The following is a 14,864-nucleotide window of genomic DNA, read 5'->3' on the forward strand; positions in this document are numbered from 1 at the left end:
GTGGCTCACAAACACCTGAACAACGCTTTGACACTTTTGTAAACTATCTTTTGACTTATGGTAAGAATAAAATATTAACTTTTAGGTGTTTAAGATGGTAAGCAAACCAAGGAAAGCAATAGAAATGATGTATAGAGATAAATGTACTATAGTAGAATATCAACCAGTCAAAGACCCTATTACAAAACGAACTAACAATAAAGAAGTAGTTGTATTAGAAAATCAACCATGTAAACTTTCATATAAGAATATTACTTCTACAGAACAGGGAAAAGTAGCTAAGCTTACACAAACTATTAAACTCTTTATATCTCCAAATATAAATATTAAGGCAGGTTCAAAACTTATTATAAATGATAAAGAGTATGTAAGAAGTGGAGAATCTGCTATATACCCTAATCATCAAGAATTAATATTAGAATTACTTAAGGATAAAGCTTAATGGCTAGATGGGGCAGTGTTGATTTTAGAGAGCTTAAAAGAGTTTGTAAAAGGATGGAGAAGCTTACAAAGATTGATTTAGATAAGTTTTGTAAGGATGCAGCAAGAGAATTAGCAGCACGATTACTTGGAAAAGTAATTAGAAGAACACCAGTCGACACTGGATTTCTAAGAGAAGGTTGGAGTGGAGTAGCTTATGCGAGGTCACTTCCTGTATTTAAGCAAGGTAATAATTATATTATAGAAGTTGTTAACCCAACAACATATGCAAGTTATGTTGAATTTGGTCATAGAACTAAGAGTGGCAAGGGATGGGTTAAAGGACAACATTTCTTAACTATTTCAGAGATGGAACTACAAAGTCAAGTTGATAAGATTATAGAGAAAAAGTTATTAATATTACTTAAAGGAGTATTTGATGCTTAATAATATTATAGATGGAATATCTGTTAAATTAGATGGGACATTTGGAGAAAAATATACAATTTATAGTGAAGATGTGGAGCAAGGTATAAATGAACCTTGTTTTTTTATTTGTCCTCTAAATCCAAGTAAAGTACCATATCCAAATGGAAGAGAGTTGAAGAAAAATTCATTTGATGTACATTATTTTCCACGTTCAAAAGATAAGAGTTTTGAAATAAATGAGATAGCTGAAATGTTGTTAGAGGAATTAGAGTATATAGAAATTGATGGAGATTTAGTAAGAGGTACGAATATGAACTTTGAAATTATAGATAATGTACTACATTTCTTTGTTGATTATAACTATTTCACTATAAAAAGTAATGATACAGAAAAAATGAATGGAGTTGAATTGTTTGGCGGTCTAAAGAGAGGTGATAATTTTGAGTAAAACATTAAGTAAAGAAGATAGCTACAAGTTCACTAAGGAACAGATAGTTAATTCTAAGAAGTATATAAGTAGAAAAGATTTATTAAATGCAATTTTAAAAGAAAATGAGTTATATTCTTTTTCAGAAGTGGATGATAGAATAAATAAATTTATGAAAGGAGTGAGTTAGATGGCTTTAGGTGGAGGAACATTCGTAACACAAAATAAAATACTTCCAGGCACTTATATAAATTTTATCTCAGCTAAGAGGGCAACAAGTTCTCTTAGTGATAGAGGGATTGTTGCAATGCCAATTGAACTTGATTGGGGTATTGATGAAGAAGTATTTCAAGTAAGTAGTGATGATTTTGAAAAGTATTCAGCGAAGTATTTTGGATATGATTACACTCATGAGAAGTTAAAAGGTCTTAGAGATTTATTTAAAAACATACGACTAGGATACTTTTATAAACTAAACAAAGGAGTTAAAGCTAGTTGTAGTATTGCTACAGCTAGATGCAGTGGTATAAGAGGTAATGACTTAAAAGTAATAGTTACAACAAATATAGATGATAACACTAAATTTGATGTTGTAACACTTTTGGATAATAAGAAAGTAGATACACAAATAGCAAAAGTCATTACAGATTTAATTGACAATGACTATATCACTTGGAAGAAGGATGCAACACTAGAAGCAAGTGCAGGACTTGTATTTACTGGTGGTACTAATGGAGAAGCGATTACAGGGACAGAATATCAAGCTTTCTTAGATAAAATAGAAAGCTACTCATTTAATGCTTTAGGATGTTTAGCAACAACAACAGAGATTAAAAGTTTGTTTGTAGAGTTTACAAAAAGAATGAGAGATAAGGTAGGAGCTAAGTTTCAAACTGTATTATATAAGAAAAGTGATTCAGATTACGAAGGTGTAGTATCTGTAGAAAATAAAATTAAAGATACTGGATTACTAGAATCTAACTTAATTTATTGGGCTACTGGAGCTATAGCAGGATGCGATATAAATAAATCTAATACAAATAAAAAGTATGATGGTGAGTTTGATGTTGATGTTAATTATACACAAATACAACTCGAAGAAGCTCTAAAAACAGGTAAGTTTATATTCCACAAGGTTGGTGATGAAGTTCATGTGCTAGAGGATATAAATACTTTTGTTAGTTTTACAGATGATAAGAATGATGATTTTTCAAGTAATCAAAGCGTTAGAGTGCTTGACCAAATAGCTAATGATATAGCAACACTATTTAATACAAAATACTTAGGTAAAGTACCAAATGATGCAGCAGGAAGAATAAGCTTCTGGAATGATGTTGTTAAGCATCACAAGGAATTAGAAAATATTAGAGCAATAGAAGATTTTAAAACTGATGATGTCAGTGTAGAGCTTGGAAATGATAAGAAAACGGTAATAGTATCTGATGGTGTTAAAGTAATTAATGCTATGAGTAAGCTTTATATGACTGTTTCAGTAAGCTAGAAAGGAGAGTGTTAAGTTTATGTTTCAACAAATAAAAGCAAGAGATACAATAAGTGCATCTAAAGCGGAATGTTATGTTACTATTGAAGGTAAAAGATATAACTTTATGCAAGCTATTAATTTAGAAGCTAAAATGGAGAAAAATAAAAGTGAAGTTCCTATCTTAGGAAGCACTACAAAAGGAAATAAAAGTACTGGAAGCAAGTACACAGGAAGTGCAACATTTCACTATAATACTTCTATATTTAGAGAGCTTCTTTATAGATATAAAGAGACTGGTGAGGATATTTACTTTGATATACAGGTGACTAATGAAGACCCAACGAGTTCAGCTGGGCGTCAAACTATAATACTTAAAGACTGCAACATGGATAGTGGAATTATAGTTAAATTTGATGCTGATGGTGAGTATCTTGATGAAGATATGGACTTTACCTGTGAGGATTGGGAATTAGTTGAAAAGTTCAACATAATAAATGGGATGGAGTAGAATACACATTTATAATTTATAGATGTGTATTTTTTATGTAGAAAATTAAAATAAAAGGAGATTAGAATAATATGAGTAATTTAAGTGCTTTTTTAAGTCAAAATGCAATAAAGGTTGATAATGTAAAATATATAACAAGTGATAGATTTTTAGATGAAGAAGGAAAACCAGTTGAATGGGAATTAAAAGTTTTATCTTCTGAGGAGGATGAAGTATTAAGAAGAAATTGCACTAAAAGGGTGAAAGTTGTAGGCAATAATGGAAAACATACAGGACAATACACTAGTGAAATTGACTACAACAGTTATGTAGCTGAATTATGTGTAGCATCAACAGTATTTCCTGACTTAAAGGATGCAGAGTTACAAAATAGTTATGGAGTAATGGGAGAAGCTCAGTTATTAAAAACAATGCTTACAGCAGGTGAGTATGTAAATTACACTGTAAAAGTAAATGAAGTCAATGGATTTGATACAACATTTGAAGATAAAGTAGAAGAAGCAAAAAACTAATCAGAGGTGGCGATTTTGATGCTAGCATCACTCATTATTGTATTCAAAAATTAAAGTGGAAACCAGGTGATTATATGAATTTAGAAGTTAATGAGAGAGCATTAGCAGCCGCCTCAATACTTGTTAAAATAGAGGATGAAGAAGAAGCGATGAAAGAAGCTGAAAGAGAGAAAAAGAGAGGTAGAAGGAGATAGAAAAATATGAAATAAATGTATAATAGGTAAAATATGTAAGTAATATATGTTATAATAATTTTAGCAAGAAGATGTAACCTATAATTTATAGAGTGGAATTCATACTGGGATAAAACCTACTTCCTAATGAAAGGAGGTGGGAAGTATGAATAACTTTTTACTTAATGTAATAGCTGGCGTTATTGCTAGTTTAATATTTTGCTTAATTTGTAAAGTATTTACGCAAGTAAAAAGCCACTCAACTCGTGGCAAGAGTAAAAGTGGCTGGGAATTTGATTTTAAAATCAAGTTCCACAAATTTAAATAATTACTAATTGTTTAAATTATGAACTTCACTCTACTGTCAAATAGATTGTAGTTCTTCTTGCTATTATTATACCACAAATTAGAAAAAATATGCAAAGTACTTGTTTTAATAGCAAGTATTTTTTTGTACAAAAAGAAGGTGATTAAATGGATAAAGATATAGAACTTACAAGAAAAAATTTATATTGTATTGCCAGACACATTCAAGCATATGTACTTAAAAAAGATGATGAAGTAATAAAAAAAGAAGATAATCCATGTTGTAGATGTGAATATAGATTTGAATGTTATGAAAAAAAGATTTGTGTATATCACTGGACCACATTTAAGAAGTTATCTAAAATTACAGGTCTTAAAATGGGTCCAGGAATAAAGATTTAGTACATTTTTAGAGCTACCTTAACTAATTCACAATCAAAAGTTCCCCAAAATGGACATTCATCAGAACAGGGAGAATCTAAGCGTATGAATTTTAAATCTCTTTCAGCAGGAGTAATACCTATGCCAGGAATTTCAGAAAATTCAGCAGTTGCCATTATATTTTCATCTGCTACTAACAGTACTCATAAATACTTTCAAATACCATATATTCACCATCCTCTCATAATTAGTTTAGAAGTATCTACCAATACCTCTTGAATTAATTATAGCATGGTATATTAGGGAGATTTGTTTATATTAAGAATAATATGTAAAAATTTTATATTTGTAGTATATGGACTAAATAAAGAAAAGGAAGCACTTACAAACATGTAGGTGCTTTTGTTTTGCTCAAATTGGTCGGTTGAGTAAAATAATTAGAAAAAATTAGTAAAAACTCTTGAAAAGTGTCGCGATACAGAAAAGAGGTGAAAGTTATTACTGATAGCAGTAGAGCAGATTACTTCAAGCAAAGACGACAGAATAAAAAAACTTTTAGTGTTCTATTAGATAGAGAGAAAGTAGAAAAAATTGAAGAACATTTAAAAAAGCAGAATAAGACTAAAACTATTTGGCTTGAAGAAAAGATTAATGAAGAATTAGAAAAAGAGGAATAAAAATAAGGGACGTTCTCCCCGACCAAAGATTGAACATCCCTTATTGACGTATACTATACATCAACTAACTATAGTATACGTCATTCCTTGAAAAAAATCAATTTTAAGGAGTGTAATAGTTATGGAAAATTTAATAGTAAAAGAGTTTAATGGAAGTAAAATTTATACTTTTATGTGGAATGACAAACCATGCTGGATAGCAAAACAAATAGTAGAATTATTTGGATATGCAGATGCTACTGTAACAATAAATCAATGTGTTGAAGCAGAAGCTTTTGAGAATGGTTTAGAATTTGAAGTTTTAATTAAGGAAGATTTAAAGAGATTTAAGAATATAGTTAATGAAGTGACTAAGAATACTTTAGTCAGTTCAAATATAATAAATAAACATACTCCAAACTTAACTATTTTTTATGAAGATGGTTTGTATGGATTTTTACAATACACAGATAAACCAATTGGTGTACAGTTTAGAAAATGGCTTAGACGAGAAGTTTTACCAAGTATAAGACAAACAGGTGCATACATAACTAACAATGCCAACCCTCAAGCACTACGTGACAAGGCAAATGAAATAGAAAGCCTAGACACAGTTAATAAGACTATAGAAATTTTGACTCCATTTTTAGATGGTGCTGGAATAGATGAAAAAGCAAAGTTACTTACAGCAAAGACTATTTACAAAAAGGCAGGAATAGAGTTACCTCTTGAAATAGAAGAAAAGGAACATTTTTATGATACAGTACAGATAGCAACTAAGTTAAACATTTATTCTAAGTCTAACAAACCTGCGTTTCATGCAGTAGGTGAAATTATTAAGAAGTTAAATATACAAGATAATGAAAAATTAGTAGTACTGGAAAGTAAAAAAGGTTGGAGTGGAAGTGTAAATAAGTATTCAGAGAGTGTAATAGGCAAGATTAGCAAATGGATAGAGGAGAATAATAGACCTACAAAGATACAGGGTGAAAAGAAGAATTATCATGTGGTTTATAAGATTGAGTAAATGATATTGTATTAAATAATTTATTTTAGTTTGGTTTTGGGTGTAACGACTGCTAAATAAAATCTATAAATATCTATAAAAATATAAAAATAAATTATAGATTATGATATACTACTATTGAGGTGATAAACAAATGAAATATTACTCAATAGGAGAATTTGCAAATAAAATAGGTAAAACAATTCAAACTCTTAGGAATTGGGATAGCAAAGGTACTTTAAAACCACACCATATAACCGAAGGTGGTACAAGATATTACTCTCAGGAACAACTTAATCATTTTTTAGGTTTGAAACAATATAAGCAACTAAATAAAAAAACTATTGGATATTGTAGAGTTAGTTCTCACAAACAAAAAGATGACCTCGAAAGGCAGATACAGAATGTTAAAACATATATGTTTGCTAAAGGGTATCAATTTGAAATCATAATAGATATAGGAAGTGGAATTAACTACAATAAAAAAGGATTAAATCAACTAATAGATATGATAACTAATTCAGAAGTAGATAAAATAGTAGTACTTTACAAAGATAGGTTAATTCGATTTGGATATGAACTAATAGAAAATCTTTGTGACAAATATGGAACTACTATTGAAATAATTGATAATACTGAAAGAAGTGGTGAGCAAGAGTTAGTTGAGGATATGATACAAATAGTAACTGTATTTAGTGCAAGACTTCAAGGTAAAAGAAGTCATAAGGCTAAGAAAATGATTAAGGAGTTATTAGAAGATGATACTATCGAAGAAAGTTAGATTATGCCCAAGTGAACTTCAGGAGCAAAAACTATGGCAATCCGTAGGTACTGCAAGATTTATATATAATTGGACACTTGCAAAGCAAGAAGAAAATTATAAAAATGGTGGTAAATTCATTTCAGACAATGAATTAAGAAAAGAAATAACTAAATTAAAGAAATCTGAATTAAGTTGGCTTAAAGAAGTATCTAATAATGTATCCAAACAATCTATTAAAGATGGTTGTGATGCTTACAAAAGATTTTTCAAAGGCTTATCAGATAAGCCACGATTTAAGAGTAGAAGGAAAAGTAAAAAATCCTTCTACAACGATAATTGTAAGTTAAAAGTTAAAGAAGACAAATTAGTTAATATTGAAAAAGTTGGTTGGATAAAAACAAATGAGCAACTGCCTATTGGAGTCAAGTATAGCAACCCAAGGATAAGTTATGACAACAAATACTGGTATATTTCAGTAGGTATAGAGCAAGAAGAAATTAAAGAAGAATTAACAGATATATCATTAGGAATAGATTTAGGTCTTAAAGACCTAGCAATTTGCTCTGATGGTACAATTTATAAAAATATAAATAAAACTTATGTAGTTAGAAAAATCGAAAAAAGATTGAAAAAATTACAAAAACAAGTAAGTAGAAAATATGAACAAAATAAAAAAGGAAAGGAGTTTGTCAAAACTAAAAATATCATAAAACTTGAAAAGCAGATACAACAAGTACACAGAAGATTGACTAACATTAGAAATAACTATCTTCATCAAACAACTACAAATATAGTGAAAACCAAGCCATATAGAGTTGTAATAGAGGATTTAGCAGTTTCTAATATGATGAAAAATAAACACTTATCTAAAGCTATATCAAAACAAGGCTTCTATGAGTTTAGAAGGCAACTTGAATATAAATGCAAACTCAGAGGGATTGAGTTAGTAGTAGTCGATAGGTTTTATCCATCAAGTAAGACTTGTAGCCAATGTGGAGAGATTAAAAAGGATTTAAAACTTAAAGATAGATTATATAAATGTGAATGTGGTTTAACTATTGATAGAGATTTAAATGCAAGTATTAATCTTTCAAAATATAAAAGTAATCGCCAACGTGGTTGCTTAAATTAGCATAGTATCACCAACAAGATAATGCTAATATGTAGGATTCGTTGTATCCGAATTTAAGCCTATGGAGTGTTATATCAAACTAAAGTAGATAACTATTTATAGTTTTCAAAATAGGACACAATGAATTAGGAATTAAACAAGATTTATAGATATTTATAGATTTTTGGCAACGGGATTAATACAATGTGTGAAAATTTACTTAATATGTATACCTAAAAGAGAAAAGAAGAATGTATGATTAAACTTTTGAAAAGAAGAGAAACAGATATAGATATATATATAATAAGATAGAAAATGTAGTATATAAACTTTCTGAGAAAAAATTAGAGAAAAATAATTAAATAAATAGATAAAGCACTTGGATATCTCACTGTTTCAAGTGCTTTATATGTTAAAAAATGGTATAATGGAGATAAGAGTTATATTAACTATGTGGTATGTAAATGGTACTAAAGGTACACATTCTTTAGAGTCTACAGTTAGGTTTTATATTAACTAAGTGGTATGTAAAGCTCATTATTTTATCATATAAATCTAACACTGATTTAATTTTATATTAACTAAGTGGTATGTAAAGTTTGTATAGAAAATGCAGCTGTTTCTATATCCACTAATTTTATATTAACTAAGTGGTATGTAAAGAGAGAATAAAAAGAATAACACACTACACAATACTTGATTTTATATTAACTATGTGGATTCAAAATTAAATAGAAAAAAGAAAGCACTTACTTTTGTGGTAGGTGCTTTTGTTTTGCTTATAGTTTTTCATCATCTTCATATTCCATAATGTCGCCTGGTTGGCAGTCTAAAGCTTTACATATTTTATCAATAACATCAAGGGAAACATTTTTATTTGAAGATAATTTTGCTATTGTGGTAGAAGAAGCTCCTATTTTTAACCTTAGCTCTTCCTTAGTTATGCCTCTTCTGTTTAGTAAGTCAATTAGTTTGAAAAATTTTATAGACATGTTAATACCTCCTGTATATTTATATAATACTATATATCTTTGTTAAAGTAAAGATATATTTATTAAAATAAATAAAAAGTATTGACATTATTTACTAAATAATGTATTATTAGAGTATAAAGATAAAGAAATCTTTATAGAAATAAAGATAAAAGGAATAAAATAAGGAATATTCTCTCTCGTCAAAGTTTAAATATTCCTTATGACATATAACTAATATGTAATATAATTATATGTCATTCCTTAAAAAAAATCAATTAAGGAGTGTATTTTTATGAACAATCTAGTACTAATTAACAATCAAGAAATGCAAGTTAAGGAATTTAATAATCAAAGAGTAGTGACATTTAAAGAAATTGACAAAGTACATGAAAGAGTAGAAGGAACAGCAGGTAGAAATTTTAGAGAGAATAAGAAACACTTTATAAAAGATGAGGACTATTTTTATTTAGAAGGAAAAGAATTATCAACAATTAAACAGACAACGAATTTCGTTGGCAGTAATGCAAGAGAATTAATCTTATTAACTGAAACAGGTTATCTAATGTTAGTAAAATCTTTTACAGACGACTTAGCATGGAAGGTACAAAGACAATTAGTAAATAGTTATTTCAGAGTAAGAGAAGAAATAAAAACATTAGAAGCAGTAAATGAGTCAATTAAATTAATAACTCCGATTTTTGAGGATTTAAAAATTGATAAAAGTATGCAATTTCTTGTTGCTAAAACATTTTTTAAAAAAGCAGGAGTTGATATTCCACTTGAAATTGAAGAAAAGGAACATTTTTATGATACAAAACAGATTGCAAGAAAGTTAGGGCTTTACACAATGTCTAATAAACCAGCATTTCAAGCAGTTAAACAAATTATAAGAAAGCTTGATATTAAAGAAAATGAAATGAAAACAGTACTAGAAACCAATGGCTCTTGGACTGGTACTGTAACCAAATATTCTAATAAGGTTACAGAAAAGGTCAAAGTGTGGTTGAAAGAAAATAATAATCCCATTTCTGTTAAAGGAGACAAGAAAAACTATTATATATTGTATAAAAATAATTAGATTTTAGTTTTGAGTTTGAGGGGGATTAATAAAATGCGTGAAAGTTTACTTAATGAGTATAATTTAAAAACTGATGAAGATGTAGAATACTTTGTGAAGTTTGCTACATTATTATATAAATTAAAACAAAATGATGAAGAAAAATTTCAAGAATATGCAGAGATATTGAGAGGTATTCTTAGAGAACAAGAAGAGAGAGAAAATAAGTAAAATAATATGGATAAAGCACTTATAAGTGCATAAAAGTGCTTTATCTTCCAAAATATGCTATAATTGTAGTGTTAAATATAGGGTGATTACGCATCCTAAATGTGAGGTCACCCCAAGTAATTTGGGATAGGCACTCACAAAGATAGTTGTCAAATGTAGCAATTATCACCGTCCTAGCGAATCGCTAGGTAAAAACATTCGAAATTTAAAGACACTTGGGATAAATTTGATTAGTGCTAGTATTTGCAATGGTTATATTGTTTTATTTTATTTAAGAATGTGCATTTTTAAGTAGTTGAAGAATAACATGGGATGTTTTTAAATGTTAACACAAGCCATGGCAGCAGGGAAACTTCAAGGGTTGAAGAATAACATGGGATGTAAAAATAAATATTTATAAAAGTACCAAAAAACACTTACTCAGGTAGGTGTTTTTTTAATGAAAGGATGTGATTATAATGTAAAAATTTTACTAATATAGTATAATAATGCTATAAAATTATGTAGGGGGTAATCTTATGGGATTATTTGGAACTAAAGAACCATGTTGCATATGTGGAGGAAAGGGTAAAAATAAAGTTTTAGAAAATGAATATCTGTGCAATAATTGCTTTGTTGATTTTACAATATTCTCTAGTGAAAGATTAAAAACAACTAGTGCAATGCAAGTATTAGCAGACTATGAGGGAATAAGAAAGTTTATAAATTTTTCTAAGAAAAATAGAGAACTATTAGAAAAATTTGTTGAGACAAATAAAATTAATAAATTCATATCAATTGATGAAAATAATAAATTTATTAAAATATCAGATATTCGTAAAGGCGGAGATATAATAGAAACCGTATATGCAACTGATGAAATTATAGAGTTTGAACTTTTAGAAGATGAAGAGTCTATAGTTAGTGGTGGTTTAGGAAGAGCTGTAGTTGGGGGTGCTTTATTTGGTGCAACTGGAGCTGTAGTTGGAGGTGTAACAGGTAAAAAAACAACAAGAAAGATTGTCAATACATTTAAAATCAAAATAACATTTAATAATATTAATAATCCTTTAGAATATATTAATTTGATTAATACAAGGACAAAAACTAATTCATCTATATACCAAAATGCTTGTAATGAAGCACAAGAGATTTTATCAGTACTTTCAATAATTGTAAAAAACAATGATAAAGCTAACAATGAACAAGATAAAACTAGTAGTTCAATAGAGCAAGTAAAAGGATTGAAAGAGCTACTAGATATAGGAGCAATAACAGAAGAAGAATTTAATACTAAGAAAAAAGAATTATTAAATTTATAATAACTAGACACTTACTTATGTAGGTGTTTTTTTATGTAAAAATTTGAGGAAGGAGAGTGAAAACATGGCTACAATACAAACATCCATTAGAATTTTTGACGGAATGACTCCTGCGTTTCGTAATATGACTAATGCTATTAACACTACAATTAACAGTTTTGATAGGCTGCAACAAAGGTTGCATAATCCTATTAATACAGGCAACATACAAACATCTCAGCAGAGTTTAAATAATATTGAAAATATCTTAACTAGAATAGAACAGAATATAGGAAAAGCAGATGAACAACAGAGAAGATTTAACGAAGATATTAATAAGGGGGCAAGCAATACAGATAAATTGCTTGGAAGTGTTAAAAAGATTACTGGAGCTTATATGGGTTTAAAGACGATAGGAGGTTTAGGTAGTTTAAGTGACCAAATGACTAACACTAATGCACGCTTGAGTATGATAAACGATGGACAATTATCTGACGGAGGACTAAATAAGATGATTTTCCAATCTGCCGAAAGGTCAAGAGCATCTTATTTAGATACTGCACAAATAGTGAGTCGTATAGGTATGAATGCAGGAAGTGCATTTAGTAGCACTAGAGAAATAGTAAGCTTTGCTGAACAATTGAATAAAAAATTTATAATAGCAGGAGCTACTACACAAGAAATGAGTTCAGCATTATTGCAGTTAACACAAGGATTGGGTTCTGGCGTATTAAGAGGTGAGGAACTGAATGCTGTATTTGAGTCAGCACCCAATATTATTAAAAGCATTGCCGATTATCTCGATGTGGACATTGGGAAAATTAGAGGAATGGCAAGCGAAGGAATGTTGACAGCAGATATTGTAAAAAATTCTCTGCTTGCAGCATCAGCAGAAACAAATGCTCAGTTTGAAAAAATGCCTTACACTTTAGGTCAGATTTTCACATCTATCAAGAATAATGCAGTAATGATATTTGGAGCTATACAAAAGAAAATTGAGGACACTGTCTCAAGTAGGGGATTCCGAACCTTTATAACTGATGTTACAGATTCATTGTATGTCTTGGGAGCTGTTGGATATAGTGTTTTTAATAGAATAATTGATTTATTGAGTAGTCCAGCATTTAGTGGATTTTTTAATATGATAATTGTAGGAGTTAGTCTAGTAGCTCAAGGGTTGGGATGGATAATAACACAAGCACTAAGTGTTGCTAATGTATTTACACAAAACTGGAGTATTATTGCACCTATAGTTTATGGTATTGTAGGAGCTTTTATTGCCTACAAAGTTATAATATATTCAGTTTTAATAGCCCAAACAATTTACACAGCAATTACTTTTACACAGTGTTTTGTGACAGCACTTTTTACTGGAGAATTATACGTTGCTACAAAAGCAATGCTTATACACCAATTGATGACTTTAGGAGTAAGCAGAGCTAATGTTACACTATGTGCAACTATGGTTATGGTTGTATCAGCTGTAGCCTTAGTAATAGCAGCGATATTCGTGGGAGTAGCAATATTTAATCACTTCGCCAAAACTAGTATTTCTGCAACTGGAGTAATTGTGGGAGCTTTCTATTTTCTAGGAGCATGTATATATGATGTCTTTGCAGCAGCTTGGAACATAGTTATGGCATTTGTAGAGTTCTTTGTTAACTCATTTAATATCTGTGTTTATAAAGTACAGATGTTATTCTATAACCTTGCAAATTTCGTTATAAACTCAATGGGTGACGTTGGTGGTTCTTTCGATAGATGTGCAACAACACTTGCAAATGTATTTATAAATGGAGTAAATCTAGCAATAAAAGCGGTAAATGGCTTAATTGAATTAATTAATAAAATACCTGGAGTAAATATAGATACATTTGGTCATGGTTATACAAAAAATATAGACTCTGTCGTTGGAGGTTTAAAAAACTATCAAAAAACATTAAAAGAGCCTATTAAACCAGCAGATTGGAAAGCTCCATATATGGACATTAAAAATCCATTTGACTCTTTTAATAAAGGATATAAAGTAGGTCAAAATTTAGAAAATAAAATAAAAGATGCTTTTGATATTAACAAGATAGCTGAAAAAGCTAAGAAAGACTTAGGTCTAGATGATTTGTGGGACAAAAAATATGGACTTGGTGATGGATTTGGTTCAGCAGGGCTTAATTCTCCACTGAACGATGCCGCCAAAGGAGCAAAGGACACAGCAGGTAATACTGCAAAGATGGCTAAAACAATGGATAAAAGTCAAGAAGATTTAAAATATCTTAGAGATATTGCAGAGCAAGAAACTATCAATCGATTTACAGGAGTAAACATTAAAATTGATATGAACAATACAAATAACATAAGTAAAGATGCAGATGTAGATGGAATAGTTAATGTACTAACAGAAAAATTAAACGATGCCATGATTGTATCTGCTGAGGGAATAGTTTAGAAAGGGGGGATATAAATGGCTTATGATTTTTATTTAGATGGAGTGCAATTACCAATACCTCCTGCAAAATTAGAGATTAAAGTAACAAATAAAAATAAGACAGTTGACCTAATAAATACTGGAGAAGTAAATATATTAAAAAAAGAAGGGCTATCTGAAATAAGTTTCGAAGCAGAATTTACACATAATAAACTACCGTTTTACAGAGGGACTTTTAGGGATGTACAATTCTTTTTAAGTAAACTAGAACTATTAAAAACAGATTGTAAGCCATTTCAATTTATTGTGTCTCGACAACTTGGGAATAAAGTACTATTTAACACTAATATGAAAGTATTTCTTGAGGAATATAACATAGTAGAAGATGCAGAAAATGGCTCAGATACAAAAGTTGCAATAAAGTTAAAGCAATATAGAGATTACTCAACTAAAAAATTAGTTCCTGCTCCGCCTAAAACAACTGAGACTGGTAGACCAAGCGTAAAGATAGAACCCAAGAGGGTCGATTCAATTAATGCACCAAACACCAAGACTTATACAGTCAAATCGGGTGATTCTCTTTGGTCAATTTGTCAGAAACAGTTAGGAAATGGTTCACTATATAAGAAAGTATATGAGTTAAATAAAACTATGATGGATAAAGCTAATAAGAATAAAAACTTAAGTAAATATACTATTTACAAAGGGCAGGTGTTAAAACTTGG

At 29.5% G+C, this 14,864-nt stretch carries 20 protein-coding genes; 19 read left to right on the forward strand and 1 reads right to left on the reverse strand.

The features are described 5' to 3' along the window. Positions 1-94: 94 nt before the first annotated feature. The 14 genes from Q3304_RS19805 to Q3304_RS19870 all read left to right on the forward strand — a co-directional run bounded on the left by Q3304_RS19805 (position 95) and on the right by Q3304_RS19870 (position 8,196). On the forward strand, positions 95-442 hold the full coding sequence (locus tag Q3304_RS19805; protein WP_407815311.1) for a hypothetical protein: 348 nt from the start codon (positions 95-97) through the stop codon (positions 440-442). Continuing rightward, a complete protein-coding gene (locus Q3304_RS19810; RefSeq protein ID WP_407815312.1) occupies positions 442-867 on the forward strand; it encodes an HK97 gp10 family phage protein in 426 nt (141 codons plus the stop codon). Before Q3304_RS19805 ends, Q3304_RS19810 begins: the two co-directional genes overlap by 1 nt. Continuing rightward, on the forward strand, positions 860-1,297 hold the full coding sequence (locus Q3304_RS19815; RefSeq protein WP_407815313.1) for a DUF6838 family protein: 438 nt from the start codon (positions 860-862) through the stop codon (positions 1,295-1,297). The genes Q3304_RS19810 and Q3304_RS19815 overlap by 8 nt, the downstream gene beginning before the upstream one ends. Further along, the gene (locus tag Q3304_RS19820; RefSeq protein WP_407815314.1) at positions 1,281-1,466 is read left to right on the forward strand and encodes a hypothetical protein; all 186 of its coding nucleotides are present in this window, start codon (positions 1,281-1,283) and stop codon (positions 1,464-1,466) included. Before Q3304_RS19815 ends, Q3304_RS19820 begins: the two co-directional genes overlap by 17 nt. Continuing rightward, the gene (locus tag Q3304_RS19825; protein WP_407815470.1) at positions 1,467-2,777 is read left to right on the forward strand and encodes a phage tail sheath family protein; all 1,311 of its coding nucleotides are present in this window, start codon (positions 1,467-1,469) and stop codon (positions 2,775-2,777) included. Between the two features lie 19 nt (positions 2,778-2,796). Further along, complete coding sequence (locus tag Q3304_RS19830) at positions 2,797-3,267, forward strand: phage tail tube protein (protein WP_009896643.1); 471 nt, start codon at positions 2,797-2,799, stop codon at positions 3,265-3,267. 71 nt (positions 3,268-3,338) lie between these two features. Further along, positions 3,339-3,779, forward strand: coding sequence for a phage tail assembly chaperone (locus Q3304_RS19835; RefSeq protein ID WP_407815099.1), 441 nt, complete (start codon positions 3,339-3,341; stop codon positions 3,777-3,779). Positions 3,780-4,118: 339 nt separating this feature from the next. After that, positions 4,119-4,280 carry a type I toxin-antitoxin system toxin gene (locus Q3304_RS19840; RefSeq protein ID WP_169469039.1) on the forward strand — a complete coding sequence of 54 codons (162 nt, stop codon included), beginning with the start codon at positions 4,119-4,121 and terminating at the stop codon, positions 4,278-4,280. Between the two features lie 146 nt (positions 4,281-4,426). Beyond that, positions 4,427-4,660, forward strand: a complete 234-nt coding sequence (locus Q3304_RS19845; protein ID WP_407815098.1) for a hypothetical protein — start codon at positions 4,427-4,429, stop codon at positions 4,658-4,660. An 84-nt stretch (positions 4,661-4,744) separates the two neighbouring features. Next, a complete protein-coding gene (locus tag Q3304_RS19850) occupies positions 4,745-4,918 on the forward strand; it encodes a hypothetical protein (RefSeq protein WP_407815097.1) in 174 nt (57 codons plus the stop codon). A 209-nt stretch (positions 4,919-5,127) separates the two neighbouring features. Continuing rightward, positions 5,128-5,316: a hypothetical protein gene (locus Q3304_RS19855; protein ID WP_227868329.1), complete on the forward strand. Its 189-nt coding sequence runs from the start codon at positions 5,128-5,130 to the stop codon at positions 5,314-5,316. Positions 5,317-5,437: 121 nt separating this feature from the next. Continuing rightward, positions 5,438-6,322 carry a Bro-N domain-containing protein gene (locus tag Q3304_RS19860; RefSeq protein WP_407815096.1) on the forward strand — a complete coding sequence of 295 codons (885 nt, stop codon included), beginning with the start codon at positions 5,438-5,440 and terminating at the stop codon, positions 6,320-6,322. Positions 6,323-6,455: 133 nt separating this feature from the next. Next, complete coding sequence (locus Q3304_RS19865; protein WP_407815095.1) at positions 6,456-7,082, forward strand: IS607 family transposase; 627 nt, start codon at positions 6,456-6,458, stop codon at positions 7,080-7,082. Then, the gene (locus tag Q3304_RS19870) at positions 7,060-8,196 is read left to right on the forward strand and encodes an RNA-guided endonuclease InsQ/TnpB family protein (RefSeq protein ID WP_407815094.1); all 1,137 of its coding nucleotides are present in this window, start codon (positions 7,060-7,062) and stop codon (positions 8,194-8,196) included. The genes Q3304_RS19865 and Q3304_RS19870 overlap by 23 nt, the downstream gene beginning before the upstream one ends. Positions 8,197-8,954: 758 nt before the next feature. On the opposite strand, the gene Q3304_RS19875 is transcribed toward Q3304_RS19870, so the two are convergent. Then, positions 8,955-9,167 (reverse strand): helix-turn-helix transcriptional regulator, encoded by a 213-nt coding sequence (locus Q3304_RS19875; RefSeq protein WP_021377386.1) that lies wholly within the window; start codon positions 9,165-9,167, stop codon positions 8,955-8,957. Between the two features lie 274 nt (positions 9,168-9,441). Between Q3304_RS19875 and Q3304_RS19880 the strand changes: the two genes are divergently transcribed. The 5 genes from Q3304_RS19880 to Q3304_RS19900 all read left to right on the forward strand — a co-directional run. Then, the gene (locus tag Q3304_RS19880; RefSeq protein WP_407815093.1) at positions 9,442-10,227 is read left to right on the forward strand and encodes an ORF6N domain-containing protein; all 786 of its coding nucleotides are present in this window, start codon (positions 9,442-9,444) and stop codon (positions 10,225-10,227) included. A gap of 33 nt (positions 10,228-10,260) precedes the next feature. Continuing rightward, positions 10,261-10,437: a hypothetical protein gene (locus tag Q3304_RS19885; protein ID WP_227453349.1), complete on the forward strand. Its 177-nt coding sequence runs from the start codon at positions 10,261-10,263 to the stop codon at positions 10,435-10,437. A gap of 518 nt (positions 10,438-10,955) precedes the next feature. Next, on the forward strand, positions 10,956-11,738 hold the full coding sequence (locus tag Q3304_RS19890; RefSeq protein ID WP_407815092.1) for an SHOCT domain-containing protein: 783 nt from the start codon (positions 10,956-10,958) through the stop codon (positions 11,736-11,738). A gap of 64 nt (positions 11,739-11,802) precedes the next feature. Further along, the gene (locus Q3304_RS19895; protein ID WP_407815091.1) at positions 11,803-14,160 is read left to right on the forward strand and encodes a tape measure protein; all 2,358 of its coding nucleotides are present in this window, start codon (positions 11,803-11,805) and stop codon (positions 14,158-14,160) included. A gap of 15 nt (positions 14,161-14,175) precedes the next feature. Then, a partial coding sequence (locus tag Q3304_RS19900; RefSeq protein ID WP_407815090.1) for a LysM peptidoglycan-binding domain-containing protein occupies positions 14,176-14,864 on the forward strand: 689 nt, incomplete at its 3' end.

This window comes from Clostridioides sp. GD02377 (assembly GCF_045899875.1).
GTDB lineage: Bacteria > Bacillota > Clostridia > Peptostreptococcales > Peptostreptococcaceae > Clostridioides > Clostridioides difficile_A.